Origin of the sequence: Pseudonocardia sp. N23 (assembly GCF_002583555.1) — a bacterium.
In the GTDB taxonomy this organism is placed as follows: domain Bacteria; phylum Actinomycetota; class Actinomycetes; order Mycobacteriales; family Pseudonocardiaceae; genus Pseudonocardia.
Genome location: NZ_BEGX01000002.1, coordinates 94,157 through 118,409, shown reverse-complemented (window position 1 = coordinate 118,409; position 24,253 = coordinate 94,157). Strand labels below are relative to the sequence as shown.

At 72.3% G+C, this 24,253-nt stretch carries 25 protein-coding genes and 1 pseudogene; 14 read left to right on the top strand and 12 right to left on the bottom strand.

Features of this window, described 5'->3' with window-relative positions; translation table 11 throughout:
* The first annotated feature begins 115 nt into the window (after nt 1-115).
* Genes TOK_RS01390 through TOK_RS01375 form a run of 4 tightly spaced genes read left to right on the top strand, consistent with a single transcriptional unit; the run spans nt 116 to nt 4,498 of the window.
* Nucleotides 116-1,036, top strand: a complete 921-nt coding sequence (locus TOK_RS01390; protein ID WP_098955909.1) for a universal stress protein — start codon at nt 116-118, stop codon at nt 1,034-1,036.
* On the top strand, nt 1,033-1,953 hold the full coding sequence (locus TOK_RS01385; RefSeq protein WP_098955908.1) for an ABC transporter ATP-binding protein: 921 nt from the start codon (nt 1,033-1,035) through the stop codon (nt 1,951-1,953). The genes TOK_RS01390 and TOK_RS01385 overlap by 4 nt, the downstream gene beginning before the upstream one ends.
* On the top strand, nt 1,950-3,569 hold the full coding sequence (locus TOK_RS01380) for an ABC transporter permease (RefSeq protein WP_098955907.1): 1,620 nt from the start codon (nt 1,950-1,952) through the stop codon (nt 3,567-3,569). Before TOK_RS01385 ends, TOK_RS01380 begins: the two co-directional genes overlap by 4 nt.
* Nucleotides 3,566-4,498 carry a universal stress protein gene (locus TOK_RS01375; RefSeq protein ID WP_098955906.1) on the top strand — a complete coding sequence of 311 codons (933 nt, stop codon included), beginning with the start codon at nt 3,566-3,568 and terminating at the stop codon, nt 4,496-4,498. Before TOK_RS01380 ends, TOK_RS01375 begins: the two co-directional genes overlap by 4 nt.
* Before the next feature lie 11 nt (nt 4,499-4,509).
* On the opposite strand, the gene TOK_RS01370 is transcribed toward TOK_RS01375, so the two are convergent.
* The 3 genes from TOK_RS01370 to TOK_RS01360 form a co-directional block, all read right to left on the bottom strand.
* Nucleotides 4,510-5,505, bottom strand: a complete 996-nt coding sequence (locus TOK_RS01370) for an NAD(P)H nitroreductase (protein WP_098955905.1) — start codon at nt 5,503-5,505, stop codon at nt 4,510-4,512.
* Between the two features lie 223 nt (nt 5,506-5,728).
* Nucleotides 5,729-6,781 carry a cytochrome d ubiquinol oxidase subunit II gene (cydB, locus tag TOK_RS01365; protein WP_098955904.1) on the bottom strand — a complete coding sequence of 351 codons (1,053 nt, stop codon included), beginning with the start codon at nt 6,779-6,781 and terminating at the stop codon, nt 5,729-5,731.
* 9 nt (nt 6,782-6,790) lie between these two features.
* Nucleotides 6,791-8,185 (bottom strand): cytochrome ubiquinol oxidase subunit I, encoded by a 1,395-nt coding sequence (locus TOK_RS01360; RefSeq protein ID WP_098955985.1) that lies wholly within the window; start codon nt 8,183-8,185, stop codon nt 6,791-6,793.
* A gap of 355 nt (nt 8,186-8,540) precedes the next feature.
* Here TOK_RS01360 and TOK_RS01355 point away from each other — a divergent pair, with 355 nt between their 5' ends.
* The 3 genes from TOK_RS01355 (at nt 8,541) to TOK_RS01345 (ending at nt 10,506) form a co-directional block, all read left to right on the top strand.
* Nucleotides 8,541-9,473, top strand: coding sequence for a universal stress protein (locus TOK_RS01355; protein WP_172457339.1), 933 nt, complete (start codon nt 8,541-8,543; stop codon nt 9,471-9,473).
* A gap of 34 nt (nt 9,474-9,507) precedes the next feature.
* Entirely contained in the window at nt 9,508-9,951 is a 444-nt protein-coding gene (locus TOK_RS01350) for a hypothetical protein (protein ID WP_141566229.1), read from the top strand.
* A gap of 177 nt (nt 9,952-10,128) precedes the next feature.
* Nucleotides 10,129-10,506: a CBS domain-containing protein gene (locus TOK_RS01345; RefSeq protein ID WP_098955984.1), complete on the top strand. Its 378-nt coding sequence runs from the start codon at nt 10,129-10,131 to the stop codon at nt 10,504-10,506.
* Here the strand turns inward: TOK_RS01345 and gap are convergent.
* Entirely contained in the window at nt 10,499-11,515 is a 1,017-nt protein-coding gene (gene gap, locus TOK_RS01340; protein WP_098955901.1) for a type I glyceraldehyde-3-phosphate dehydrogenase, read from the bottom strand. The two genes, TOK_RS01345 and gap, sit on opposite strands and share 8 nt — an antisense overlap.
* Before the next feature lie 271 nt (nt 11,516-11,786).
* On the opposite strand from gap, the gene TOK_RS01335 reads away from it, so the two are divergent.
* Nucleotides 11,787-12,224 (top strand): DUF1918 domain-containing protein, encoded by a 438-nt coding sequence (locus tag TOK_RS01335; RefSeq protein ID WP_098955900.1) that lies wholly within the window; start codon nt 11,787-11,789, stop codon nt 12,222-12,224.
* Between the two features lie 30 nt (nt 12,225-12,254).
* On the opposite strand, the gene TOK_RS01330 is transcribed toward TOK_RS01335, so the two are convergent.
* Entirely contained in the window at nt 12,255-12,617 is a 363-nt protein-coding gene (locus tag TOK_RS01330) for a DUF1003 domain-containing protein (protein ID WP_253258118.1), read from the bottom strand.
* A 481-nt stretch (nt 12,618-13,098) separates the two neighbouring features.
* Between TOK_RS01330 and TOK_RS01325 the strand changes: the two genes are divergently transcribed.
* Entirely contained in the window at nt 13,099-14,376 is a 1,278-nt protein-coding gene (locus TOK_RS01325) for a thiolase family protein (protein WP_098955899.1), read from the top strand.
* A 1-nt stretch (nt 14,377) separates the two neighbouring features.
* Complete coding sequence (locus TOK_RS01320) at nt 14,378-14,776, top strand: Zn-ribbon domain-containing OB-fold protein (RefSeq protein ID WP_098955898.1); 399 nt, start codon at nt 14,378-14,380, stop codon at nt 14,774-14,776.
* 84 nt (nt 14,777-14,860) lie between these two features.
* On the opposite strand, the gene TOK_RS01315 is transcribed toward TOK_RS01320, so the two are convergent.
* A complete protein-coding gene (locus TOK_RS01315) occupies nt 14,861-15,055 on the bottom strand; it encodes a hypothetical protein (RefSeq protein ID WP_098955897.1) in 195 nt (64 codons plus the stop codon).
* A gap of 254 nt (nt 15,056-15,309) precedes the next feature.
* A complete protein-coding gene (locus TOK_RS01310; protein ID WP_098955982.1) occupies nt 15,310-16,758 on the bottom strand; it encodes a bifunctional aminoglycoside phosphotransferase/ATP-binding protein in 1,449 nt (482 codons plus the stop codon).
* Between the two features lie 258 nt (nt 16,759-17,016).
* Between TOK_RS01310 and TOK_RS01305 the strand changes: the two genes are divergently transcribed.
* The 4 genes and pseudogenes from TOK_RS01305 to TOK_RS01295 all read left to right on the top strand — a co-directional run bounded on the left by TOK_RS01305 (nt 17,017) and on the right by TOK_RS01295 (nt 19,642).
* A complete protein-coding gene (locus TOK_RS01305) occupies nt 17,017-17,886 on the top strand; it encodes a universal stress protein (RefSeq protein ID WP_098955896.1) in 870 nt (289 codons plus the stop codon).
* Nucleotides 17,887-17,933: 47 nt separating this feature from the next.
* Nucleotides 17,934-18,068, top strand: a pseudogene (locus TOK_RS35205) (CBS domain-containing protein); the annotation flags it as partial.
* Between the two features lie 69 nt (nt 18,069-18,137).
* Nucleotides 18,138-18,593 carry a CBS domain-containing protein gene (locus TOK_RS01300; RefSeq protein WP_253258117.1) on the top strand — a complete coding sequence of 152 codons (456 nt, stop codon included), beginning with the start codon at nt 18,138-18,140 and terminating at the stop codon, nt 18,591-18,593.
* A gap of 161 nt (nt 18,594-18,754) precedes the next feature.
* On the top strand, nt 18,755-19,642 hold the full coding sequence (locus TOK_RS01295; protein WP_098955894.1) for a universal stress protein: 888 nt from the start codon (nt 18,755-18,757) through the stop codon (nt 19,640-19,642).
* Between the two features lie 302 nt (nt 19,643-19,944).
* Here the strand turns inward: TOK_RS01295 and TOK_RS01290 are convergent, their stop codons facing one another.
* The 5 genes from TOK_RS01290 to TOK_RS01270 all read right to left on the bottom strand — a co-directional run bounded on the left by TOK_RS01290 (nt 19,945) and on the right by TOK_RS01270 (nt 24,162).
* Nucleotides 19,945-20,475, bottom strand: coding sequence for a hypothetical protein (locus TOK_RS01290; protein WP_098955893.1), 531 nt, complete (start codon nt 20,473-20,475; stop codon nt 19,945-19,947).
* 456 nt (nt 20,476-20,931) lie between these two features.
* Entirely contained in the window at nt 20,932-21,846 is a 915-nt protein-coding gene (locus TOK_RS01285) for an NAD(P)H nitroreductase (RefSeq protein WP_253258116.1), read from the bottom strand.
* 173 nt (nt 21,847-22,019) lie between these two features.
* Nucleotides 22,020-22,550: an HPP family protein gene (locus TOK_RS01280; protein WP_098955891.1), complete on the bottom strand. Its 531-nt coding sequence runs from the start codon at nt 22,548-22,550 to the stop codon at nt 22,020-22,022.
* A gap of 383 nt (nt 22,551-22,933) precedes the next feature.
* A complete protein-coding gene (locus TOK_RS01275; protein ID WP_098955890.1) occupies nt 22,934-23,578 on the bottom strand; it encodes a response regulator transcription factor in 645 nt (214 codons plus the stop codon).
* A 308-nt stretch (nt 23,579-23,886) separates the two neighbouring features.
* Entirely contained in the window at nt 23,887-24,162 is a 276-nt protein-coding gene (locus TOK_RS01270) for a hypothetical protein (protein WP_098955889.1), read from the bottom strand.
* Nucleotides 24,163-24,253 lie beyond the last annotated feature (91 nt).

Genomic DNA, 24,253 nt, shown 5'->3' with positions numbered 1-24,253 from the left:
ACGGGACCGGCGCCCTTCCGGGCCGAACGTCCCGTGTCGGCGGGCCGGAGAGCCGGTGCCGGTGCCACCCGCTGTCGGCGATCGTTCGCCTGAGCACACCAGACCTGGAGGAACCATGCGCGCCGCCACTCCCATGAACGTCGTCGTCGGTATCGACGGGTCGGGGCATGCCCGTGCCGCGGCACGGTGGGCGGCGGTCGAGGCGCACCGCAGGGGGCTGCGGCTCCGACTGGTCGCGGCCCTCGGGTGGAGCAGCTACGCGCCCATCGGTCTCGCAGCACTGGGCGAGGAGTACGAGCGCAACGCACTGCTGGAGGTCGCCCACCGGTCACTGGACGCCGCGGCCGAGGCGGCCCACGGGGTCGCCCCGGAGGTCGGGATCGACCGCGACGTCCGTGGCGGTGCCCCCGTCCGTGTGCTCGTCGACGAGTCGGCCGGCGCAGCGCTGGTCGTGGTCGGCAACCGCGGGAACGGGGGCTTCGCCGGGCTGCTGCTGGGGTCCGTCGGGGTGGGCGTCGCGGCGCATGCGCTGTGCCCGGTCGTCGTCGTCCGCGGCGAGCCCGACCGTCCGATTCGCCCTGACGCGCCCGTCGTGGTCGGCATCGAGGAGTCCGCCCAGGGCGAGCCGGCGATCGCGTTCGCCTTCGAGGAGGCCGCCGGACGGGGTGTCCCGCTGATCGCCGTCCACTCGTGGATCGAGACGGTGATCGACCCGTTCATCGTCCCGTACGTCGACTGGGCGTCCGTCGCGCAGGAGGAGCGGCGTGTGCTCACCGACTCCGTCGCGGTGTGGGCCGCGAAGTACCCGGGGGTCGAGGTGCGCGAGGTCGTCGTGCGTGACGGCGCCGCCCGCGCGCTGCTCGACGCAGCCGTCGGCGCCGGTCTCGTCGTCGTGGGCTCCCGGGGTCTCGGCCCGGCCCGGGGACTGCTCCTGGGCTCGGTGAGCCAGGCGGTGCTGCAACATTCTCCCTGTCCGGTCGCGGTGGTCCGCCCACCGTCGGGAGCACCGAGTGAGGCCGACGGGGACGAGGTGTGAGCGCCGACGTCCCCGCCGACGTCCCGGTCGACGTCCGCGGCCTCGTCAAGCGCTTCGGCAGGACCGCTGCCCTCGACGGGCTGGACCTGCGTGTCGAGCAGGGCGAGATCCATGGGTTCATCGGGCCGAACGGGTCGGGGAAGACCACCACCCTGCGTGTCCTGCTGGGGTTGATCAGGCCCGACGCCGGGCACGTCCGTGTTCTGGGCGGGGATGCTCGGCGCGATGCCGTCGAGCTGCATCGCAGGATGGCCTACGTACCGGGCGACGTGTCGCTGTGGCCCGACCTGACCGGGGGCGAGGTCATCGACTTCCTGGGGGCTCTGCGAGGTGGCCTCGACGTGGCCAGACGCGACGCCCTGGTCGAGCGTTTCGCACTCGACCCCACGACCCGTTCCCGGGCGTACTCCCGCGGCAACAGGCAGAAGGTCGCGCTGGTCGCGGCGCTGTCGTCCGACGTCGAGCTGCTGGTGCTCGACGAGCCGACGACGGGGCTGGACCCGCTCGTCGACGCGGAGTTCCGGCGCGTGCTCGGCGAGGAGCGTGACCGCGGGCGGACGGTGTTGCTGTCGAGCCATGTCCTCTCGGAGGTCGAGGCGCTGGCCGATCGGATGACGATCATCCGCCGTGGCAGGACGGTCGAGTCCGGGTCGCTGCCGGAGCTGCGCCACCTCTGCCGGACCACGGTGACCGCTGAGCTCGCCGCACCTGTTCCCCGGACCGACGACCTGGCCGGGGTGCATCTCGGCGAGGTCCGCGGCCGGGTCGTGGTCTGCGACGTCGACCCCGCCGCGATGGACGGTCTGATGCGACGGCTCTCCGCCGCCGGCATCGTGCGGCTGGAGGTGCGCCCACCCTCGCTGGAACAGGTGTTCCTGGCGGAGTTCGCGCCGACCACGAGAGAGGCGTCGGCGTGACGGGGGGCCCGCCCGGAGCAGCGACCCTGCAGAGCTGGACCGGGGGCGGCGTACTGCTGCGCCGTGCCCTGCACAGGGAGCGGGTCCGGCTGCCGGTGACGGTCGCCGCGCTCGCCGGCACCGCGGCACTGTCGGCGGCCGCGACGGACGCCCTCTACGTCGACCCCGCCGAGCGAGGGGCCGCGGTGGGAGCGATCACGGCCTCGCCCGCACTCCTGGCGATGTACGGTCCCCTCTCCGGCGACGGCGCCGCCGGGGCGCTCGCGCTCTGGAAGTTGGGCGTCCTGGGTGCGGCGGCGGCGGCCGTCGTCGCCGTACTCGTCGTCGTGCGGCACACCCGGGCCGAGGAGGATGGCGGCCGAACCGAGCTCGTGGCGTCGGCCGGCGCCGGCCGGTGGGCGCCGACGGCGGCGGCCGGTCTGACCGCGACGACGTTCGCCGCCGGCCTCACGCTGGTCACGGCGACTGCGCTCGCAGCAGCGGGTCTCGGCTGGGGTGGAGCCCTGGCGTTCGCTGCGACCTGGGGCGGCGCGGCACTGGTCTTCGCGGGGGTGGGGCTGCTCACGGCCGAGATCGCCGGGTCGGCCCGGGTCGCGACCACGCTGGCGGTCCTGGGTGTCGTGGCGGCCTACCTCGTGCGCGCCGTCGGCGATGCCACGGGCGGGACGAGCACGTGGATGGTGTGGGTGTCCCCGCTCGGCTGGGGCGAACGGGTCGACCCCTTCGGCGCGCGCCACTGGTGGGTGCTGGCGATCCCGCCGGCGGTCGCGCTCACCCTCCTCGGCGCCGCGCTCGCGGTACGCGGTCGTCGTGACCTGGGGACGGGACTGCTGCACGCGCGTCCCGGCCGGGCCGAGGCGTCGCCCCTGCTACGAGGGCCCGTCGGGCTCGCCGTGCACCGCGAGCGTGGGCTCTTCGCGGTGGCGACAGCGGCGTTCGCCGTCGTCGGCGCGGTGGCAGGCAGCGTCACGTCACAGCTGGGCGGGATGCTCGACAGCGTTCGGATGCGGCAGGTCGTGACGGCTCTCGGCGGCGCCCACGCGATGTCCGATGCGTTCCTCGTCGCCGAGTTCGGCCTGCTCGCATCGGCGGCGTCGCTGGTCGTCGCCGCCGCGGTCCTGCGGATGGCGGCCGAGGAACGCAGCGGCCGCGCCGACGCCGTTCTGTCCGCGCCGGTCGGGCGCGCGCGCTGGTTCCTGGCCCACCTGGGTGTTGCCGCGGCGGGCGGGCTGGTCATGCTCGCCGTCGGCGGCGCCGCAGCGGGTGTCACCCACGGGACCGCGACGACGGGGACGGAGGTGGTCCGGTTGACCGCCGCGGCCCTCGCGCAGGCCCCGGCCGTGCTGTTCGTGGCGTGCCTGGCCGCCGCGGGGTACGGGCTCGCCCGACGGTCGGTGCCACTGGTGTGGCTGGTCGTCGCGGGACTCGTCACGGTCGCCGAGCTCGGCCCGGTGCTCGGCGCGCCCTCCTGGGTGCTGGACCTGTCCCCGTTCACCCACGTCCCACACCTGCCCGGTGGCGCGGTCGACGTGGCGGCCGTCCTGGCGACGCTCGCCGTCGCGATCGTGATCGCGGGGGTCGGCGCGGCCGCCTTCCGGCAACGGGACCTCGCATGACCGGGTCACGCGGCAGTCATCGACGCACGGTGCCGCGGCAGCGGGCCGACGGGAAGGTGACGGACGCGGCCGGGTACGACACGGTGCCGCAGGTACAGGCCGCCGGCCCGCTCGTCGTCGGGGTCGACGGTTCGCGGTCGGCGACCGAGGCGGTCCGCTGGGCCGCCGCCGAGGCCCGGCTCCGGGGCCTGACCGTCAGCCTCGTCGCGGTGCCCCGATGGCCTGCGCGGCGACACGAACCGGCGCCCGGCACACTCCTCGACGGCTCCGCCCCGGTGTACCTGGCGGCGGCCGCCGCCGTCGCCGGCGAGGTCGCACCGGGCATCGTCGTGACCCGGACGGTCGCGCACGGCCGGGTGGCGGGAGTGCTGCGGGAGGCCGGGTGGGAGGCGTCGATGCTGGTCCTCGGGTCCCATCGGCGCGGACCGGTCACCGGGACGCTGCTCGGGTCCGTCGGGATGACGGTCATGGCGGGTGCGCGGTGTCCGGTGGTCGTTGTCGCCGAGCCCGACCCGTGGACCGCTCCGGCCGCTCCCGGCGACCCCGTGGTGGTGGGCGTCGGTGCGGGCGCCGCGGCAGCGGCGAGGTTCGCGTTCGACGAGGCGCAGCGGCGCGGGGCGCCCGTGCACGCCGTGCACGCGACGCGCGCCGTCCATCCCGGTACCCGTGCCGCGGTGGACCGGCTGCTGGAGGAGTGCAGGCGGCTCCATCCGACCGTCGAGGTCGTCGCACGTGTCCTGCGCGAGAGCCCGGCGGCGGCGTTGACGAGGCTGTCGGCGACCGCGCAGCTGGTCGTCGTGGGGGCCCGGCCGGGTGCGCGTCCGCCGGGCGGGTCGGTCCACCGCGCGGTCGTGCGCCACGGCCGTTGCCCGGTCGTCGTGGTCGCGCAGCAGCGGCGCGAGCAGTGTTGCGATCCCACTGGCCGGTGAACGTCGTCCGCTCAGCGCAGTACGGCGGAGAGGGCCCGTCGGGGCGTCTCCGGCACCGGGCCGGAGTGGCCGAACGTTCGGCCGATGCGTAACACGAGCTGCGGGTACTCGACCCCGCCCGCCTCGTTCCGCACGCGGGTGCGTGTCGCGGAGAGCTCGAGCGCCTGGCTCAGCGGGCATGTCGCGTACCCGGCGGCCGTTGCGGCGAGCAGCACCGACCCGACCGCCTCACCCGCCCGGAGCCGGTCCTGGGGCGTGTCCGCCGGGGTGGTGACGACGAGCAGGGTGCCGGCGTCGGGCCCCAGCGCCGCGTGGTGGGGCATCGTCCCGGCCGGGAAGCGGTGCAGATGTGCGCCGTCGCCCTGCACCCCGGCAGCGGGGACCGACTGACGTGGGATGCCGTCGCGGGCTCCCGAGTACCGGTGTGTCCACGCCAGCAGCTCGGCGAGATATCCCGGCCGGTGCGGTTGTCCGGCTGTGGCGTCGTCGAGCGCCTGCACCAGTCGGGACCGGGCTGCGCCCTCGACGCGAACGAGGCCCGCGCCGTAGGCGCCGGCGCGTGCCCGCAGCCCGTCGACGACCGCATCGGGGGCTCCCGACGCGTAGGGCCGCCGGTCGCTTCGGCGGCGGTCGAGCTGGGCGAACAGGCTCGAGTCGGCGTGGGACGGCAGCCCGTCGCAGATGCGCACCGTGGCCAGGTGGTCGCGTCGCTCGGGGTCGGGGAGCCGCAGGGTCGTGGTGGCCGCGCCGACTCCGGCGAGCGCCACCCTGAGATGCTGCAGCGCCGCGCCGCAGCTCACCATCAGGTCCCGGCCGTCCGGGTCCGTCGCCACGAGACGACGCCCGTCGTCGGCGAACAGCATGATCCGTCCCGGCTGCACCCGCCACGACCACGGCTGGGTGTTGTGGATCGAGGGGGCGCGCACGGCACGTCCCACGGCCTGCTCGAGGGTGTGGAGATCCGGCTCGCCGCGTGTGCGTGCGGCCTCCGACTCTGTTCCTGTCACGCTTCCGAGCCTGGTCGGACGTCGGCGCGGCGGGCAGGGGCACAACGGTGGCCGGTGTCGTGACGTCCGGCGCGGGCGACGGGTCGAAGGTCCCGGGCGGCCTCCGACGCGGGCCGCCGCGGTCCTCAGCGTGCCCCACCGACCGCCGCATCGCGCCGCCAGGGCGCGCGTCGCGCGGGATCGGGGGCCCGGACGGCGCACCGCAGCCGCCGGTCGAACGGCCTCACTTCACGCGGGCACCGGAGCGCGGCGCCCGGGCCTCCGACGCCGCTGGCAGGCCTGCGTCGCCGTCGACGCCGTCGCGGGTGAGCCGCGCGCGGAACACCCAGAACGTCCACGCCTGGTAGGCGAGCACGACGGGCGTGACCACCGCCGCGACCCACGTCATGATGGTCAGCGTGTAGGGCGTCGACGAGGCGTTCGTCGTGGTCAGGCTGTTGGCCGGGTCGGTGGCCGGCAGGACGTCGGGGAACAGCGTCCCGAACAGGGTGATGACGACGGCGACGATCGCGGCCGATGTCGCGAGGAAGGCCCAGCCCTCACGGCCGCGCAGCGCGAGCACCATGGCGGCGACGAGCCCGACCGCGGCCACGCCCGCCGGGATGAGCGTCCACAGCGGACCGGATGCGAGGACGCCCCAGGTCAGGAACGACCCGCCGGTGACGACGAGCAGCGGCCCGGCGACCTTCGTGACCCGGATGGCCCGGACGCGGATGTCACCACTGGTCTTGAGGGCGAGGAACACCGCACCGTGCAGGACGAACAGCAGCACGGTCGTGACCCCGCCGAGCAACGCGAACGGGTTGAGCAGCGTCCAGAACGACCCGACGTACTCGTGCCGGGCGTCGAGCGGGACCCCGCGCACGACGTTGCCGAACGCGACCCCCCACAACAGGGCGGGGGCGAACGAGCCGCCGACGATCGCGACGTCCCAGCGCCGCCGCCACGCCGGATCGTCGATCTTGCCGCGGTACTCCAGCGCCATCCCGCGCAGGATCAGCGCGACGAGCAGCACCAGCAGGGCGAGGTAGAACCCGGAGAACATGCTTGCGTACCACTCGGGGAACGCCGCGAACGTGGCGCCACCGGCCACGAGCAGCCACACCTCGTTGCCGTCCCAGACCGGGCCGATCGTGCCGAGCGCGACCCGGCGGTCGGTCTCGTCGCGGGACACGACGGGCAGCAGCATGCCGACGCCGAAGTCGAAGCCCTCGAGGACGAAGTATCCGGTCCAGAGCACGGCGATGAGCAGGAACCAGACGGTGGTGAGGTCCATGGCGGGCTCCTAGTAGGTGACCGACGGGGTCGGTTCGGGGGCGCGCACGGGACCGACGGTGGACGGGGGTGGTGGGCCGGCGACGACGTAGCGGGCCATGAGCCGGAGCTCGACGAACGCCAGGACGCCGTACAGCAGCGTGAACACGATCATCGACGTCCACACCGACGCGCTGCCGACCGTGGGGGAGACCCCGTCGGCGGTGCGCAGGACGCCGAACACGAGCCACGGCTGGCGGCCCATCTCGGTGAAGATCCAGCCCGCGCTGTTGGCCGCGAACGGCAGGAACAGCCCGATCACACCCGCGGTGAGGTACCACCGCGGCAGCGGCCGCCGGGCGCGCTCGCGAGTGAGCCACAGCCCGACCACCGACAGCAGCAGGGCGAGGAACCCGAGGCCGATCATGAGCCGGAACGTCCAGTACGTCGCGGGGATGTTCGGGGTGTAGAGCCCCGGGCCGTAGGTCTGTTCGCTCGCGGCCTGCAGCTCGTTGATGCCGTCGACCTTGCCGTCGAGCGACCCGGTGGCCATGAACGACAGCACTCGGGGCACCCGGAGACTCCAGACCTCGTGCCGGCCGTCGAGGGTCCCGATCGTGAACAGCGAGAACGACGCCGGCGCCGCGGTGTCGTACAGCGCCTCGGCCGCGGCCATCTTCATCGGTTGCTGTTCGGTCATCAACCGGGCCTGCATGTCGCCGCTGACGATCACACCCAGCGCGGCGATGAGCGTCGTGACCAGGGCGATCCGGATCGAGGGCCGGAAGATCCCGGTGTGGTTCCCCTTCCGCAGGTGCCACGCACTGATCGCCAGCACGAACAGCCCGGCGGTGAGGAAGCAGGCGGTGATCGTGTGCGCGAACGCGCCCACCGCCGTCGAGTTGGTGAGCACGGCGCCGAAGTCCTTCAGCTCCGCGCGCCCGGCGGCATCGTTGACGACCGAGCCGACGGGGTGCTGCATCCACGAGTTCGCGGCGAGGATGAAGTACGCCGACAGCATGGTGCCGGCGGCCGCGAGCCAGATCGTCGCGAGATGCACCTTCTTGGGCAGCCGGTCCCAACCGAAGATCCACAGCCCCAGGAACGTCGATTCCAGGAAGAACGCGAGCAGCCCCTCGATCGCCAGCGGCGCGCCGAAGATGTCGCCGACGAAGCGGCTGTAGTCGCTCCAGTTCATCCCGAACTGGAACTCCTGCACGATCCCGGTCACGACGCCGATGGCGAAGTTGATCAGGAAGAGCTTGCCCCAGAACTTCGTCATGCGCAGGTAGCGGTCGTCGGATGTACGCACCCAGGCTGTCTGCATCCCGGCGACGAGGAATGCCATGCCGATCGTCAGGGGGACGAACAGGAAGTGGTACACCGTGGTGATCGCGAACTGCCACCGCGCGAGATCGACTGCCATGCCGCCCTCCGTCGTGTCGAGCCGGTCGTCCCGGCCCGCACAAGAGTCTCGGGACGGATGGCCGGTCAGGAGGGTCGAGCGCCGCCATCCGCGGTGACCGAGGTCGGTGATCGTCGGGACGAAGGTCCCGAGGTGCGTCACTGCGAGGCTGCATCCCGTGGCGCGCCCCTGAGGACGGTGGGCCCGTGCGAGCGCCCCTGATCGGTCGCACCCGCCGCTGATCGCCCCTGCGCAGGTTCGGCGCGCGCCGGGACCTTGGACCCCGCATCGCCCGACCGTCGCCCCTGGAACGCGGATCAGGTCGCCGACCAGCATCACATCGATGCATCGGATCGAGTGCGAGGGAGGCCGCGACGTGAGCAGCCGGACGAGGGCGCCGAGACCGGTTCTGGTCGGTGTCGATGCCTCACCACAGGCCGCGAGCGCAGTGGACTGGGCGGTCGGGCTCGCCGCGGCGACGGGCTCGCCGCTGCACCTCGTCCATGCCGAGTCCGGCGGTTCCGGTGCACCGCCGCCCCGATCCGTCGACGAGTTCCTCGCGACCGCCCGCTCTGCGGGCGTCATCGGCACGACGGTGGAGGTCGTCACCGGCTCCCCGGTTGCCGCGCTGAGATCGCGTGCTGACGCGGCACGGATGCTGGTCCTGGGCAGCTGCGACGACGGTGCACCGCCGGGAGTGCGTGTCGGGGGCATCGCGCTCGCACTGGTGGGTCGTGTCGACTGCCCGATCGCGATCGTCCGCGGCCTGGCACGGGGGCCGGCGCCGTCCCGCACGGGATCAGTCGTCGTGGGGACCGACGGATCGTCGGCGGACCGCCGAGTCGTCGACACGGCTGCCGAGCTCGCCGAGGCGGTTCGCACGGACCTCCTGATCGTTCATGCCTGGACGGACGTCGCGATCACGCCCCGTGGTCTACGCCGCTGCACCGGTGGCTTCGAGACGCAGCAGCAGGCGGCCCGATCACGGCTCGACGATGAACGTCGCCGGATCGCGGCCGGACGCCCGAGCCTGCCCGTGGCGGGTGAGGTGGTGTCCGCTACCGCGTTGCAGGCCCTTCTGGACAGGTCGTCCGACGCGAGCATCGTGGTCGTGGGGCACGGGAACGGGGCCACGGGGATGGCGAGTGGCTCGACGATGCGCTCACTGGTCGAGTTCGCGCCCTGCACCGTGGTGTGGGTGCCGTCCGGTGTCGAGGTGCTCGCCGGTCGAGCCAGCGGTTCAGCGGCACCGCGCCGCGGCCCGACGGACGTCAGAGACGCCGCCGGCGCGCTACCACAGCAAGGTTGACGCACTGTCGAAGGTGGAGGACACGATGCGGAACATGCTCGTCGGAACGGGAGAGCCACCCGCCGCGACGGTGCCGAGGACGCATTGGGTCCTCGTGGCGACGGAGCTGCTGGTCGCCCTGTCCGCGATCTACGGTGGTACAGGTCTGATCTGGGACGATGTGATCGGAATGCCGGACAGCTGGCTCTCCGGCACCCCGTTCACGAACTGGGTCGTCCCGGGCATCCTGCTGCTGTCCGTCGTGGCGCTGCCGATGCTCGTCGCTGCGGGCCTGGAGGTGGTGCGGTCGCCGTGGGCGCCGATCTTCTCCATCGCAGCGGGGGGTGCGCTGGTCGCATGGATCGGCGTTCAGCTGCTGGTCATGCAGCGGTACAACGTGCTGCAGCCGGTGATGCTCGGAGCGGGTCTCGCGGTCATGCTGCTGGCCGTTGTCGTCCGCCGCCACGAGCCGATCGTGGTGTTGACGCGTGGTCGATGACCCTGCCGTGCAGCCCGGATGCCGTTTCCGGCGCCGCTCCCGCGGCGAGCTGCCGTTCACACAGACATCGTGAGGAACCAGGACAGCCATGACGGAGAGGACGCCGATGGGGCGGAGACGACGGACAGGTGCTCTCGGCGGAGTGGGCGGAAGCGCGTGACCAGGGTCGGGGACGTGATGACGAGGAACGTGGTGACGCTGCGCGCGGACACCCCGATCCGGGTGGCCGCCGCCGTTCTCGATTCACGCGGCCAGGGTGCCGCCGCGGTCGTCGACGATGCAGGCGCACCGGTCGGCGTCGTCCCGCGTTCCAGTCTGGACCTCTGGTGCGAGCTGCCCGATGGCTGGCAGATCGAGCTCGACCCGGAGGCTGTCATCGCGGCGGTGATGGCGCACACGACGGCTGTCGCGGCGCCGGACGACGACGTGGACGATGTGGCCGCCGAGATGGTGACCCGCGGTCTCGCAGCGATGCCGGTGTTCGTCGGTTCCCGGGCCGTCGGCCTCGTGATCAGGGACGATTCTCGGCCGCTGCGGTCGCACCGCATCACCTGAGGGGCAACGTCCGGGCGATCCGGCCGACCAGGTCGGCGGTCCTCTCGGCGTAGCCCCACTCGTTGTCGTACCAGCCGAACACCTTCACGAGGTCGCCCACCGCTCGGGTGAGGCCGAGGTCGACCAGACAGGATGCTTGCTCCCCGATGACGTCGTGCGAGACGATCGGCTCCGTCGTGCACCGCAGGACATTCTTGAGTACACCGTCGGCGGCGTTGATGAACGCGCGGTTGACCTGCGCCGTCGTCACCGGTGTGGACAGCCTCAGGGTCAGGTCCACGAGCGAGACGTCGACGACCGGGACCCGCAGCGCCACACCGTCGAGCTTCCCCGCGAGCTCCGGGAGGACGAGCCCGACAGCCCTGGCCGCCCCGGTGCCCGTCGGGATGATGTTGACCGCGGCCGAGCGGGCGCGGCGGAGGTCCGGGTGCGGGCCGTCCAGCAGGTTCTGGTCCGACGTGTAGCTGTGCACGGTCGTCAGCAGCCCGCTCTCGATGCCGAACGCCCGGTGCAGCACGTGGGCCATGGGCGCGGCACAGTTGGTCGTGCACGACGCGTTCGACACGACGTCGTGGGCGGTCGCGTCGTACTCGTCGTCGTTGACGCCCATGACCACGGTCACGTCGGCGTCGGTCCCCGGCGAGGTGATCACGACCTTGCGCACCGACGAACCCAGATGCCCCGCCGCCGCGTCGCGGCTTCGGAAATGCCCGGTGGCCTCGACCACGATCTCCACGCCGTCCTCTGCCCAGTCGATCAGCTCGGGAGTGGTCCCGCTGGTGACGCGCAGCGTGCGGTCGTCCACTGCGAGGAAGTCTCGGTCGAGCTCGACGTGGTGAGGCCATGCCCCGTAGGTCGAGTCGTGCCGGAGCAGGTGGGCGACCTGTTCAGCGGGGGCGACATCGTTGATGGCGACGACCTCGAACGGGCTGTCGGCCCGTTCCGTCGCGACCTTGAAGAAGTCCCGACCGATGCGACCCATCCCGTTGATCCCCACCCGCACACGCATGTCTGCTCCCCGGCTCATCGTCATCGACGGTCCGGGCAACCATCGCCGGGCATCCGATGCGCCGGCTAGGGACGGCCGCCACGAGCGGCGGAGGACCATCGTCCCGTCCACCCATGGCAGCCCCTCGGCCGGCGAGCTGCGGGACCTCCGCCTCCTCGTCGGTGGACAGGCGACTCTGGGGGGCTCGGCGCATTCGGGTGTGTGCTGCTCCTAGGCCCGCGACGAGGCAGGCCGGGTGCACCGAGCCCGAGGACCGACAACGGAGACACCGATGCCGACACCAGACGAGATTCGACGTGACGCAGATCGACGGCTCTTCCAGAGGCGGGTCATCGCGGCGCTTCACGGCGACCCGGAGGTCGAGTACGAGGATGACGAGGCCGAGCAGGACGAGAATGTCGAGCAGGACGAGGGCGTCGACCATGGTGACGACGCCCGGCGGACGATTTCAGGACGTGCGATCGTCGGGCCGGCCCGCGCCGGTCGGGGCGAGCTCGTGCACGCGCAGATCGGTGACTGGCTGATCGTTCCGCCGGCCCCCCACGAGCACCATGCCCGCCGCGGCCAGGTCGTGGCGCTGTTGCACCAGGACGGCACTCCGCCCTACCGCGTGCAGTGGATCGATGACGACTCGGTGACCGTGATGTTCCCGCCGCCGGACACACACGTCGAGCGTCACGTCGACCGGGCCGGCTCCAGCCTGGCGTAGCACTGCCTGACGGGTCCGGCGTGCCGCGGGTCAGTTCCACGCGTCGTCGACGACACGGCGGTGCAGTTCCGTCGTCAGCCGGTGGATCTCGCGGGTCAGCTCGGTGTTGGTCTTGAGCTCGATCTCCTGCTCGGCGAAGTCGTGGTCCGCCTTGGCCTGCTGGAAGGCTGCTGCACGGTTCTGGCCGATCATCACGAAGGTCGAGAGGAAGATCGCCTCGAGCGATACGACGAGCGTCAGCGACGGCCACGGGCTGATCTCCGCGAACATCATCCAGCCCGCGAACACGACGATGTGCAGGTAGACGAACCACATCGATCCTGCAAACCGCGTGATCGCATCAGCGGCCCGCAGCTGCAGATCGGCCGTGCGATGCTCCCGGGTGCGGGTCACGACCGGATGTTCGAGTCGTCCTCTCACGGAGGCGGCAGGCATCCCCGTGGCGAGCGCAGGGTCGCCGACACCGGTTGCGGGCTCGGGCCACCCGGCCGAGCCGGTTCGCCGGTGCACGGCGGAACGGCCGGCCCGTGGCGCGTGCCGGTCGGCAGGGCGGGCGTACCGGGGCCCCGCTCGTCGGTCCTCGGGTTCGAGACACATGTCCATCCTCCGCGGCGGCGGTCGATCCGGTCGGGACGAGCGTCGCAGCGTGCGGTCCTGACCGGCAGGGTCGAGGGCCGCGGCCGCCGGTGACCGATGCCGGGCGTCGACGGGACGAAGGTCCTGGCCCGGTCCGTCCCTTCGAACGTCTCGTCCTGTGCCCCCAGACCGTGCCGGACGACGTGGGCGGCCGTGACGATGACGAGCGCAGCTCCACGCACGCGCGGCCGGCCCCAGCCGGGCTGTCGGGGCCGGACGATTCGAACGGAGAACGGACATGGCGACACGGCTCGCAGGGCACGTAGTGATCGCCGGGGTCGGCTGCACCCGCTTCGGCGACCTCGTGTCGACCCCGGGCATCGCCGGGCTGAGCCTCCAGGAGCTGGCGGCGGCGGCGGCACGCGAGGCGCTCGAGGACGCGGGGATGCGCGGGCACGACGTCGGCGCGCTCTACGCGGGCAATGCGACGGGGCAGAGCTCAGGGCTGCCGGCGACTCACACCCAGCTGGCCAGATGGGTCGGGTTGAACCTCAAGCCGGGTGTGCGCATCGATGCCGCGGGCTCGACGACGAACGTCGCGATCGTGATGGCAGCGGAGGCGATCGCGTCCGGTGCGATCGACAGCGCGCTGGTCCTGGGCGTCGAGGCCGACCGCAGCCGGCCGAAGGGCCTGAGCCCGTACGAGCGGGAACCGATTCCGCCGGACCTCCTGCGGGTCTGGACGGACCAGAGCTGCGACCAGGCCTACGCGGTCCCACAGGGGCACGACATGATCGCCGCTTGCAACGGCATCGTCGCGCAGGGTTACATGCGCCGCTACAGCATGTCTGCGAAGGACTACGACCGGGCCATGTTCGAGGTGTGCCGCACACGACGCCTCCACGGCGCGCTGAACCCCAGAGCCGTGCTGCAGCAACGCCTCGAGGACGAGGCTGCCGAGCACGGGTTCGCCGACCCGTTCGACTTCTGGCGGTCGTCCCTCAACCCCTTCGCCAGCTGGCCCGCGCGCCGGCGCAGCCTGGCGACACCTGCCGACGGTGCCTCGGCCGTCGTCCTGGTCCGGGGGGAGGCCGCCCGTGGGCTCCCCCACCGATCGGTCACCTTGCGGGGCTTCGGCACCGCCGCGGCCGATGTCCCCTGGTACACCCTCGACCCGACCAACTGGCGACACGACGCCGTTGCCATCCACGCCGCATTCACGATGGCGGGGATCACCGGCGCGGACATCGACCATCTCCACACCGACGACTCCTCCCACATCCTCGGGATCGTGGCGGCCGAGAGGACCGGTTACCTGCCGTACGGCGAGGGGCTCGAGGCAGCGTCGGCAGGACGTCTTCGCTTCGACGGCGACAAACCGATGAGCACCCACGGTGGCCGGCATGCGTTCGGGCATGCCTCGTCGGCGAGTGCGGGCTCCGACACCTACGAGGCGGTCATGCAGATCCGTGGTCGGGCGGGCGCCGCGCAGATGCCCTCCGCGCCAGGGCTCTCAGTCGTCGCCACGCATGGCCGCTCGCTGATCAGCCAAGTCCTGGTTCTCGAAGGGAACTGACATGACATCGATCATCGAACGCCATTACCGGGGTCTGGCCGGCGGGATCATGTACGCCCATCGTTGCACGGACTGCTACGGACTGACGTTTCCGATGACGACCTGCTGCGACGACTGCGGCAGCTTCACCTATGAGGAGGTCCGTCTCGCCGGCCGGGGCGTGCTGCTGTTCGCGTCGCACACCACGGCACCGGCGTCGCACCCGCGTTTCGTCGGTCTCGCCCCTTACGTCCTCAGCCACGTCCTGCTCGACGAGGGAATCGCCACTCAGGGTGTTCTCACGGGCGTCGACCCGACTCCCGATGCGATGGAGGACCTCTACGAACGCCGTGACGTGCTGGTGGAGCTCGATGTGCTGCGGACCGCCGACCTGCCCGTCATCGCGTTCCGGATCCGATGAGTTCCCGGATCGGCGACCACATCGTGGTCGGGTGCGTCGGCAGGACGCGCCGGCGGGGCCCCACGGCCCCGCCGGTCCTGCGGCTCAGCCCCGGCCGTGGACGACGTGGCCGAGACGGATACCGGCGAAGTCCACCGCGGTGTCACCCCGGCCAGGCGGGACGACCCCGATGTGGACGCCGGCGAAGTCACGGATCTGTCCGTCGTCGTCCACTGTGCCGATGCGGATACCACTGTCGTCGACGACGATGGCCGCCGTCGGGGAGAGGGTCGAGAACATTGCTGCCTCCTCGGCTCCGGCCCGGGTGATCCGGGCACGCGCCCACGGTCCGCCGGTGCCCGCACGGGTGCCAGGGCCGGAGGGTGTCTTCCGAGCGGACCTCCGACCCCTCGACGATCTCGGGGTCGGATCCGCGAACCGGACCGGCCGGCAGCCGTGCTCCCTGTAGAGGGACGTGGACGGGTCGGGGCCCCGGCCCGACCGCGTGGGGCCTGCCTCCTGAATCCGCGGTCGATCGGCTGCGGCCGCGAGTACTACGACACCGTGTGAGGTGTCTCGACGGCGACCTCCCAATGTCGCAGTGCGGTCCGGAGGCAGTCGGCCGGGGCCGACACAGTGTCGATACGGGCAGCTTCGGGCCAGTCGTCCATCGCGGCCGCCATCCGTTCGGCAATCGCCGGCGTCGCGTCGGATGCTGATCCGTGTCGCGCTCGGATCCGTGCCGCGGCGACGTCACCGGGCGCGGTACAGCAGAGCTGCACCAGCTCCGCGACTTGTGTCGTCGCGGTCCGGCGGGCGGCGACGCGTGCCGAGCTGTTCGTCCACGACGCGTCGAGTACGACCGACTCCCCGAGTGTGAGGAGCACGGCGGCCCGCTCCAACATCTGCCGGTAGACCTCCGTGGTCCGCGCCCGTGTGTAGAGCCCGGTCTCGAACTCCGCGGCAGCGGACTCGGGCGGGGTCATCCCGGCGAGCTCCTTGCGCAGGTGGTCACTGGAGATCAGGACGGCGCCCACGGCATCGGCCAGCCCGGCGGCGAGCGTCGACTTGCCGGTACCGGGCAGCCCCCCCACGAGGGCGAGCCGCGGTGCACCACTGCGCAGGTGGGCAGCGCAGAGGTCGAGAAGGCGCATCGCCCCGGAGCCCGCTCCGCAGGTGGCGTCCTGCGCATGTCGCAGGCAGGCAACCTTCGCCCGGACGCCCGCCCGGTAGGCGATGAAGTGGTGCACCAGCGCGGGCGGGGCCGGATCGCCTGCGAACGTCGCGTACGAGGAGAGAAACCGCTCGGCGGCGAGGGGTGCGCCGAGCCGTTCGAGGTCCATGGCGAGGAATGCGACGTCGTCGAGCCCGTCCACGTGGCGGAGCCGGTCGTCGAAGTCGAGGCAGTCGAGTGCCCGTGGCCCGTCGTCGAGGCAGAAGACGTCGTCGGCCAGCAGGTCACCGTGGCCGTCGACGATCCGCCCCTCGGCCGCGCGTCGCGCGAACAGCGCCGCGCGGCCCGCGAGAAAGCGCGGCGCGAGACTGTCGACGAGGTCGAGGACGTGCGGATCGAGTGGGCGGGAGCGGAACGGCTCCAGCTCGGACAGGTTCGCGGCCCAGCGCTCGCGGAGCGCGTCGGTCCCACCGTCGGCGGTGATCACCGCCGACCGTGCGGCGCCGGAGTGGAACGCCGCCAACGACCGCGCGAGCCGCCGCAGGTCCGCGGAGACGTCGACGCCGCCCGTGAGCAGGGTCGAGAGACGTCGGTGCTCGGGCATCCGGCGCATGACGAGCACCGGTTCGGTGCAGCCCTCGCCCGTCAGCTCGGCAGTGCCGAGATAGACGTCCGGGGCGAGGCGCCGGTTCAGCCGGAGCTCGCGCCGGATCGCCGTCCGACGCAGGTCGGAGGTCGAGAAGTCGCAGAACGGCATGCGGACCGGCTTCTTGATCTTGTATGCCCGGTCGCCGAGGAGCAGGACGAGACCGATATGGGTCTCGTGCATCGCCGCGAGAGTCTCGGTACCGCTCGTCGACCTCGTCTCGTCCACGGCCACGAGGCTCACCGGCCCGGTCGACGTGCACGAGCGACTTCCTGCCCTGGTCTCCGAGCCGATGGTCCCGTTCAGGCCCGGCCACCCCCGGGAGGGCCTTCCGGCCCCCCGGGACAGGGCGTTCGGATTGCCGGACGAGTGACCCGCAGCCGGAGTCGACGGGACACCGGACGAGGCAGGCTCGTCGGAGAGACCGATTCAGGAGGCGACATGGACGAACACCGGGACCACATCGTCGTTGCAGGGGTCGACGGGTCACCCGAGTCGCTGGGCGCCGTCCGGTGGGCGGCGAGGGAGGCGGATCGACGCGCCGTTCCGCTGCGGCTCGTGGCCGCGATCGAGTGGATCGTTCCGAGGCGCATCGGTGCGACGGCCCTGGAGCCCGCCTACATACGTGATTCGATGACCGAGGTCGCTCAGGAACGGCTGGACGTGGCGAAAGCGGCGGCGATCGGCACGGTCGGGGGCATCGACGTACGCACCGAGGTGCTCGGCGGACCGGCCGTCGCCGTCCTCCATGAGGAGTCGACCACCGCCGGCCTGCTCGTCGTGGGCAATCGCGGCGTCGGGGGGTTCGCCGGCCTGCTCGCCGGCTCGGTCTCGATGGCCGTGGCCGCGTCGGCCGACTGCCCGGTGGTCGTCGTCCGCGGGGACGCGACGGCGGACGGGCCCGTCGTCGTCGGGATCGACGGTTCGCCGGTGAGCGAGGCGGCCGTGTCCTTCGCGTTCGCCGAGGCATCCGCGCGACGCGTCCCGTTGGTCGCGGTCCATGTCTGGACCGACGCGGTTCTGGATCCGTTCGCGGGACCCTTGGTGGACTGGGACGCCGTGGAGGCGGAGGAGGCCGAGCTGCTCGCCCAGCGGCTGGCGGGGTGGTCGGAGAAGTACCCGGACGTCACAGTCACGCGCCGAGTCGTCCGCGAGAATCCGGCCGCCGTACTCGTCGGTCTGTCCTCGACGGCGCAGCTGCTCGTCGTCGGGGGTCACGGACGCGGCGTCGTACGAGGGTTGCTGCTGGGTTCCGTGAGCCAGGCCTTGTTGCGCCACGGCGCGTGTCCCGTTGCGGTGGTCAAGCCGTGACGGGCCGCCCCCGGTGCGCCCTACGGCGCACGCTGGTCCGCGACGTGATGTCCACCGCCGTCGTGTCGGTGTCGCCGGACACGTCCTTCGACGAGGTGGTCCGCACTCTGATCCGGCGGGCAGTGCGCGCGGTGCCGGTCGTGGCGCCGGGCGGAACGGTCGTCGGGGTCGTGTCCCAGGCTGATCTCAGCCGGACGGCTGAACACGGTGATCCCGGTCGGCTGCGCGATCCCGGATGGTCCCGACACGACATGTCGGCCATTCGCCCCACGACGGCGGCCGACGTGATGACCAGCCCGGTCGTCCAGGTGGGGCCCGAGGCGTCTGTCGCCGAGGCGGCACGGGTGATGCGGACGCGCTCAGTGGGTTGGCTGGCGGTCGTCGACGACAGCGGTGGGCGTGGGCGGCTGGTCGGGGTGCTCGGGCGAGCCGACGTCCTGTCCGTCTTCCTCCGCGGCGACGCGGACCTGCGTCACGAGATCCTGCACGGGGTGTTCGGTACGTTCCTCGGCGTCGACCCCGCGACGATGGAGATCGATGTCCGCGACGGCGTCGCGACCCTCAACGGCGAGCTGGCGCTGCGGTCCGACGCCGAGCTGGCTGTCGCGCTCGTCGGACGTCTGGAAGGCGTCGTCGCGGTGGTCGACAGGCTGACCTACCGTTCGATCGAGTCGCGGCGTGACGCCGTGGCGACGCCGCTGTTCTGACGGGGTGCCCGGGGCACCGGCTCGCTCCGGCCCGGCTCTTCCACCGTGCACCGACGCGGGACCTTCGTCCCGGGCCGGCACCGCCGTCGACCCCTGTGGGGACGGTCCGGACCCGATCAGGCTGTGGGGGACCGGATCACCGTCGTCATGGAGGCCTCGAGATGTCCAGCCAGCACCGTCCCCGACCCATCGTCGTCGGCGTCGACGAGTCCGCGTCCTCCCGGGTCGCCCTGCACTGGGCCGCCGAGCTCGCCGCGGCGACCGGCGCACCTCTCCTGCTGCTGCACGCACAGCTCCACGGTTCGGCGAACCTCGCCGCGGCGCCACTTCGGCCGTACATGCGGGAGCTGCTCGCCGACGCCGAGCGCTGCGGCGTCGACAGGCCCTCGGTGGAGGTCGTCCACGGCAACACCGTGGACTTGTTGCACATGCGCGCAGGGGAGGCCCGCCTCCTGGTTCTGGGCAGCTACGGAGACGGCGCCTGGTCGGGCACGCTCGTGGGGCACGTCGCGTTGGGGCTCGCTGGACGAGTGGGATGTCCGGTCGCCGTCGTGCGCGGCGCGACACCGGGAGTGCCGCCGTCGCGTCGTGGCGCCGTCGTCGCGGCGGTGGAGGATCTCGGGACCGGGCCGGGCGTTCTCGACACCGCTCTGCTGCTCGCTCGTGCGTGGGGGACGTCCGTACTCGTCGCTCACTGTGCCGCGGACGGGGGGCCGGCGGGATCGGTTCCGCGTGGCGATGCCGCCGCGACGGCACGACGACTCGTCGATTGGGGTATGCGCTGGGTGTCCGACCAGGACTCCGACGTGCCGGTGGCCGGTGAAGTGATCGAGTCCGGCACCGGGCAGGGGTTGATGGACCTCGCGACGTCGGCACGGGTGATCGTGGTCGGCCATCATCCGCAGCCGTCGTCGGCTCCGTCGACGATGCGCCGGCTCATCGAGTTCGCACCCTGCCCGATCGTCGCCGTTCCACTGCTCGCCGATCCGTTCGTCGTCACCGACCCCGATCACGCGCCGGCAGTCCCGCCGGTCTCGTCCTCGCGGTGACCGTGTCGTGCGGCGCCGACCCGGCACCGGCCGCCTTGCCGCCGGTGCCCGTCGACGGCGTGCGTCCCGCCTCCTGCTCAGCCCGGAACCCGTCGGGCTGAGCAGGGATCCGACCGAGCCGGACGACGAGCTCGGTTGCCGGATCGACTCCGGCGAAGGATGCGTCGCCGCTCCGGCGGTGGCCCGAGGTTGCGTTCATCGAGGTTCGTGATCTCGTGTGGGAACGCGGGCCGGCCCCCCGGGCCGAGCGCTCAGACAGTGTCGTGTCCTGGTCGGTGACCGAGCGAGACGGCACGCCGCCGTCAGCGCACAGGTGTCGCGGAGACGAGTCGCTCGCCGAGCATGGCGCCCCAGAGGCGTGCGCGGGACTGCTCGGCGTCCAGCGGCGGGCCGGCCATGTCGCGCAGCCAGAAGGTCTCCGGGGGAGCCAACGACGTGCCACCCAACGACCGCAGTCGACGCATCATGGCGCGAGCGGCTGAGCCCCACAGCAGCGCACTCGAGAGGCGCGTGTCCAGAGCGGCAACGTGCCCACCGACGTCCGTACGCGCGAGGGATCCCAACCACTCGCGCATCCCGGTCACCGACGGCGTGATCGTCGCGCCCATCTGCTGTGCCGCTCGGCGTGATCCGGGCCGGCTGAGTCCGAAGGTGTGGGTCGGCGCAGCGACCACGAGCAGGTCCGCGGCGGCCGCGGCGTCGGGTGAGGCACCCGACACGTCGAGAACGCTCACGTCGGCATCGGGAACGGCGTCCCGGAGCCCATCGGCGACCGCGCTCGCGATCGATCCGGTGTTGCCGAAGCAGCTCTCACACACGATCACCACGCGCACTGCGGGCACCTCCCTCGCGGTCCCGGCACCGGGGCCGGGCCGAACTCGTGTCGTGGTGCGACATCGCGCACCCGGGCCGATCTCGTCCGTGCCATCACTCAGGACTGCTGTGCCGTCGACACCGTCCTCGCCGGTCGCGACGGTGGGGTACGGACGGGCATCGGGGTCCTCCCGGGCCGGATCCGGTGCCGTCCGGTTCACGATCCGCCGTTGTCGACGGCGCGACCAGGGTCGGAGGGGCGCCGGCAGAGGGACCTCGGACCCTGCGCCCGTGACGACCATCGTCGCGGCCGTGCTGCTGGCCGCGTCCGTCGTCCCGACCGGCGCCTGGCCCGCCCACACCCGGGTCTGATGGCAGGCATCGGAGGAGAGTCCGGCACGGGGCAGGCCCCGGCCCGACGCCGCGTTCGGACCCGGTGCGTCACGGGTGAACCTCTGTAGCACTGCAGGCATCCGTCACTCGCCGAGCATCGAGACGACCTCGGACAGCCGGCGGCGTGGTGTGCGCGGCAGCTGACCGGGTGGTGCCCAGCCGATGCGCAGGACGATCTGTGGCATCGCCGACCCGTCGAGGACGGCGTCGCGCAGCAGCGCCCTCGGTGCTGCGACCTCGACCGGTGCACTCAACGGGCAGGACGCGAGGCCGAGCACGGCCGCCCGCAACGTGACTGCACTGAGCGCCTCACCGGCGCGCAGCCAGGACAGCGGGTCGTCGGACGAGGTCGCGATGATCAGCAGCTCGGCCCCGTCCGGGTCGTCCGGGCGCACCCGGAGCTCACCGGGGGAGAACCGTCGCGCCACGGCACCCTCCGGAGCCGGGCCCGCCGGGAGGTTCGACGAAGGCACCCCGTCGGCTCCCGTTCGTGCGCCGCTCCAGAGCGCGAGCTCGGTGGCGTAGCCGGGCAGGTCCGCCTGGATGGTGTCGGCCTCGCGGATCGCGCGCAGCACCGTGGTCCGCAGGCCGGGATCGACATGCCGCACCTGGGCCCCGTGGCTCGCGCCTGCGCCGGCGAGCTCGTCGACGAACGCCCCGGGAACCGGCCACGACCCGAATGGGCGGCGGTCGCTGCGGCGTGCCGGGATCGCGGCGGCGAGACCGAGGTCGGCGTCGGGTTCGCCGCCCTCTCGAACCTCGACGGCGGCGAGGTGGTCCCCATCGGCGGGGTTGGGCAGACGGTGCACCAGTGCCCGGTGGCCGCTCGCACCCAGGGCGACCCGGAGGTGGTGCAGGGCTGCACCGCAGCTGATGACCATGTCGCGTCCCTGGGGGTCGGCCGCCGGAAGCCAGCGACCGAGGTCGGCGTACAGGTGGACGGTCCGGTCGCCCACCAACCAGCGCCACGGCTGGCTGTTGTGCACCGAGGGAGCCATGCAGGCGAGGCTGATTGCGGCTCCGACTGTGGAGGCCGGGCTTGTGTCGAGCATCGTCGGTCCTGTCCGCTCGGGCTCCGACGTGCGGCTCAGTCGCCGCCACGGGAGCACCGGGCTCGTTCCGGAGGAATGGAGGCAACCGGACAGCATGCCGGGGACACTGCCGGGTCTGGTCAACGTCGTGCCGCAGGAGGGTGGCGAGGAGGGGGCGACGGCCGCACGGAACGGTGGCGTTCGTCGGGACCGGACAGGACCGTGGGCCCCGGCCCCGTCGTCCCGGAGATGGCGGCCATGCAGGTGATCACGTCGCTCGCCGTCACGATGCCGACGAGGTCGCCGTTCTCCTCGACCAGTACCACGTCACCACCGGACCGCTCCATGGTCTGCGCCACCTGCGACATCCGGGTCGCGGAGGGGACGACCGCTGCGGCTCGCGCTACGTCGGCCACCCGCAGCGACGCGAGGCCGAGCGGACCGCGGGAGGCGATTGTCCCGCGCAGGAGGTCCGTCTCGGTGACGACGCGGTAGCGCTCACTCCCGTCGATGACCGGGAGGTGCCGCACGTGCCTGGCGATCATCAACTGCAGCGCGACCCGCAGCGTCGCGTCGGGGACGATGCCCACGACGCCCCGTGCCATCACGGACGCCACCACCGGGTCGTCGTCCGCGGTCTCGGGACGGGCGGGGCGTTCGGACATCCTCATGGCGAGCCTCCACAGTGGTGGGCCGCGCGCATCGCCGACCACAGGCGGCGTCGGAAACGGCGTTGAGCGGTATCCCGATCGTCGTCGGCCGGGACCCCGCTCCGCCCGTGCCGAGGGGCACACAGCAGAAGGCCGAAGGACTCGTCCCTGGAGCTGCGGCTCCGACGCGGAGGTACGGAGGAGGCATCGTCACGTGAGTGCTCCGCGACGCCGACATGTCGGTCCGGGCCGTGGCCGGGAGCAGGACCGCACCGTCCGACGGTCCGGCCACGAGAACGTGGGTCCGCCCCGCACGGGACGTGCGAGCGGCATCCCGTTGATGTCGCCGTCCCTCGGACTCGAACGACAGTGCCGTCGAGTGGTCGAAGACGGACGACAGCGTCCTACTGAGCTGCCCGGCGGCGTTCGGCGTAGACAGCGGCCTCGGTGCGGCGGGAGAAGCCGAGTTTGTGCAGGAGGGACGACACGTAGTTCTTGACCGTCTTCTCCGCCAGGTACATCTCGGCGCCGATCTGCTTGTTGGTGAGGCCGTCAGCGATGAGGTCGAGAATGCGCCGCTCCTGCGGTGAGAGCCCTGCGTAACGGGGGTCCTCGGCCTTCTCACCCTGTCTGAGCCGCTGGAGGACGACCGCCGTGGCCTTCGGATCGAGGAGCGAGCCGCCCGAGGCGATGGTGCGCACGGCGCCGATCAGGTCGGTCCCGGCGACTTGCTTGAGCAGGTAACCGGACGCTCCGGCCATGATGGCGCCGAACAGCGCCTCGTCGTCGGAGAACGAGGTCAGCATCAGGCAGGCCGGGGGCGGGGATACCGAGGACCGGACGTCGCGACAGACCGTCACGCCTTCGCCGTCGGGCAGACGGACGTCGAGGATCGCCACGTCCGGGCGTACCGCAGGGATGCGTGCGAGGGCCTGGGCCGCTGTGCCGGCCTCGCCGACGACCTCGATGTCGTCCTCGGTCTCGAGCAGCTGCGCGATTCCCCGTCGAACGATCTCGTGGTCGTCGAGAAGGAACACCGAGATGGGCACCGGACCTCCTGTGTCGGACTGTCACGACGACGTTAGGCCAGTGTTCCGTCCGCCGACAGTTTCGTCCGTCCCGGCTGCGCCGGGACTTTCGACCTGTGCGTAGGGCCCGCTGCGCCTCAGTCGCGCGCGTCTGTTCTGGGCAGGATCGGTGCCGGAGCGCACTCGGCCGCGTCCTCGGGCACGACGAGGGGTCGCCGCATGGTGACCGGTGGACTCACGGCTTCGGCGTAGCCCCGCCGCGTTCGGGGCGATGGTTGATCGGGATCGGCACCCGACCGCACGGTCCCGTCAGCGGCGGGGAGGAGTCGTCAGTCGGTGGAGGCCGTGCTGAGAAGCCGCTCGACGAGCTCATCGACTGCCTCTCGCGGGGTCGCCGCGACGGCGGTCGCGCTGTGCTTGCGTGGTAGCAGGACGCGCGCCCGGATCGGGCGCGGGTCGGCCGGGTTGTGATCGGCGATGACCCGCAGGTGCGTCGGCGCCTGCTGTTCGGGAACTCGCGCGAAGGCAACCTGCGCATAGTGGGTGAGCGCGGGATCGATGCCGTCGCCGAGCTGGACGACGACAGGGTGTCGGGTTGTGGTCATGGCTCCAGGCTCGACCCATCGATGCCGTCCCGGCAGGGACCTACGCCCCGTGCGCCTGGGCCGGAGGGCTGTCGCCGGACCGGCGGAGCCG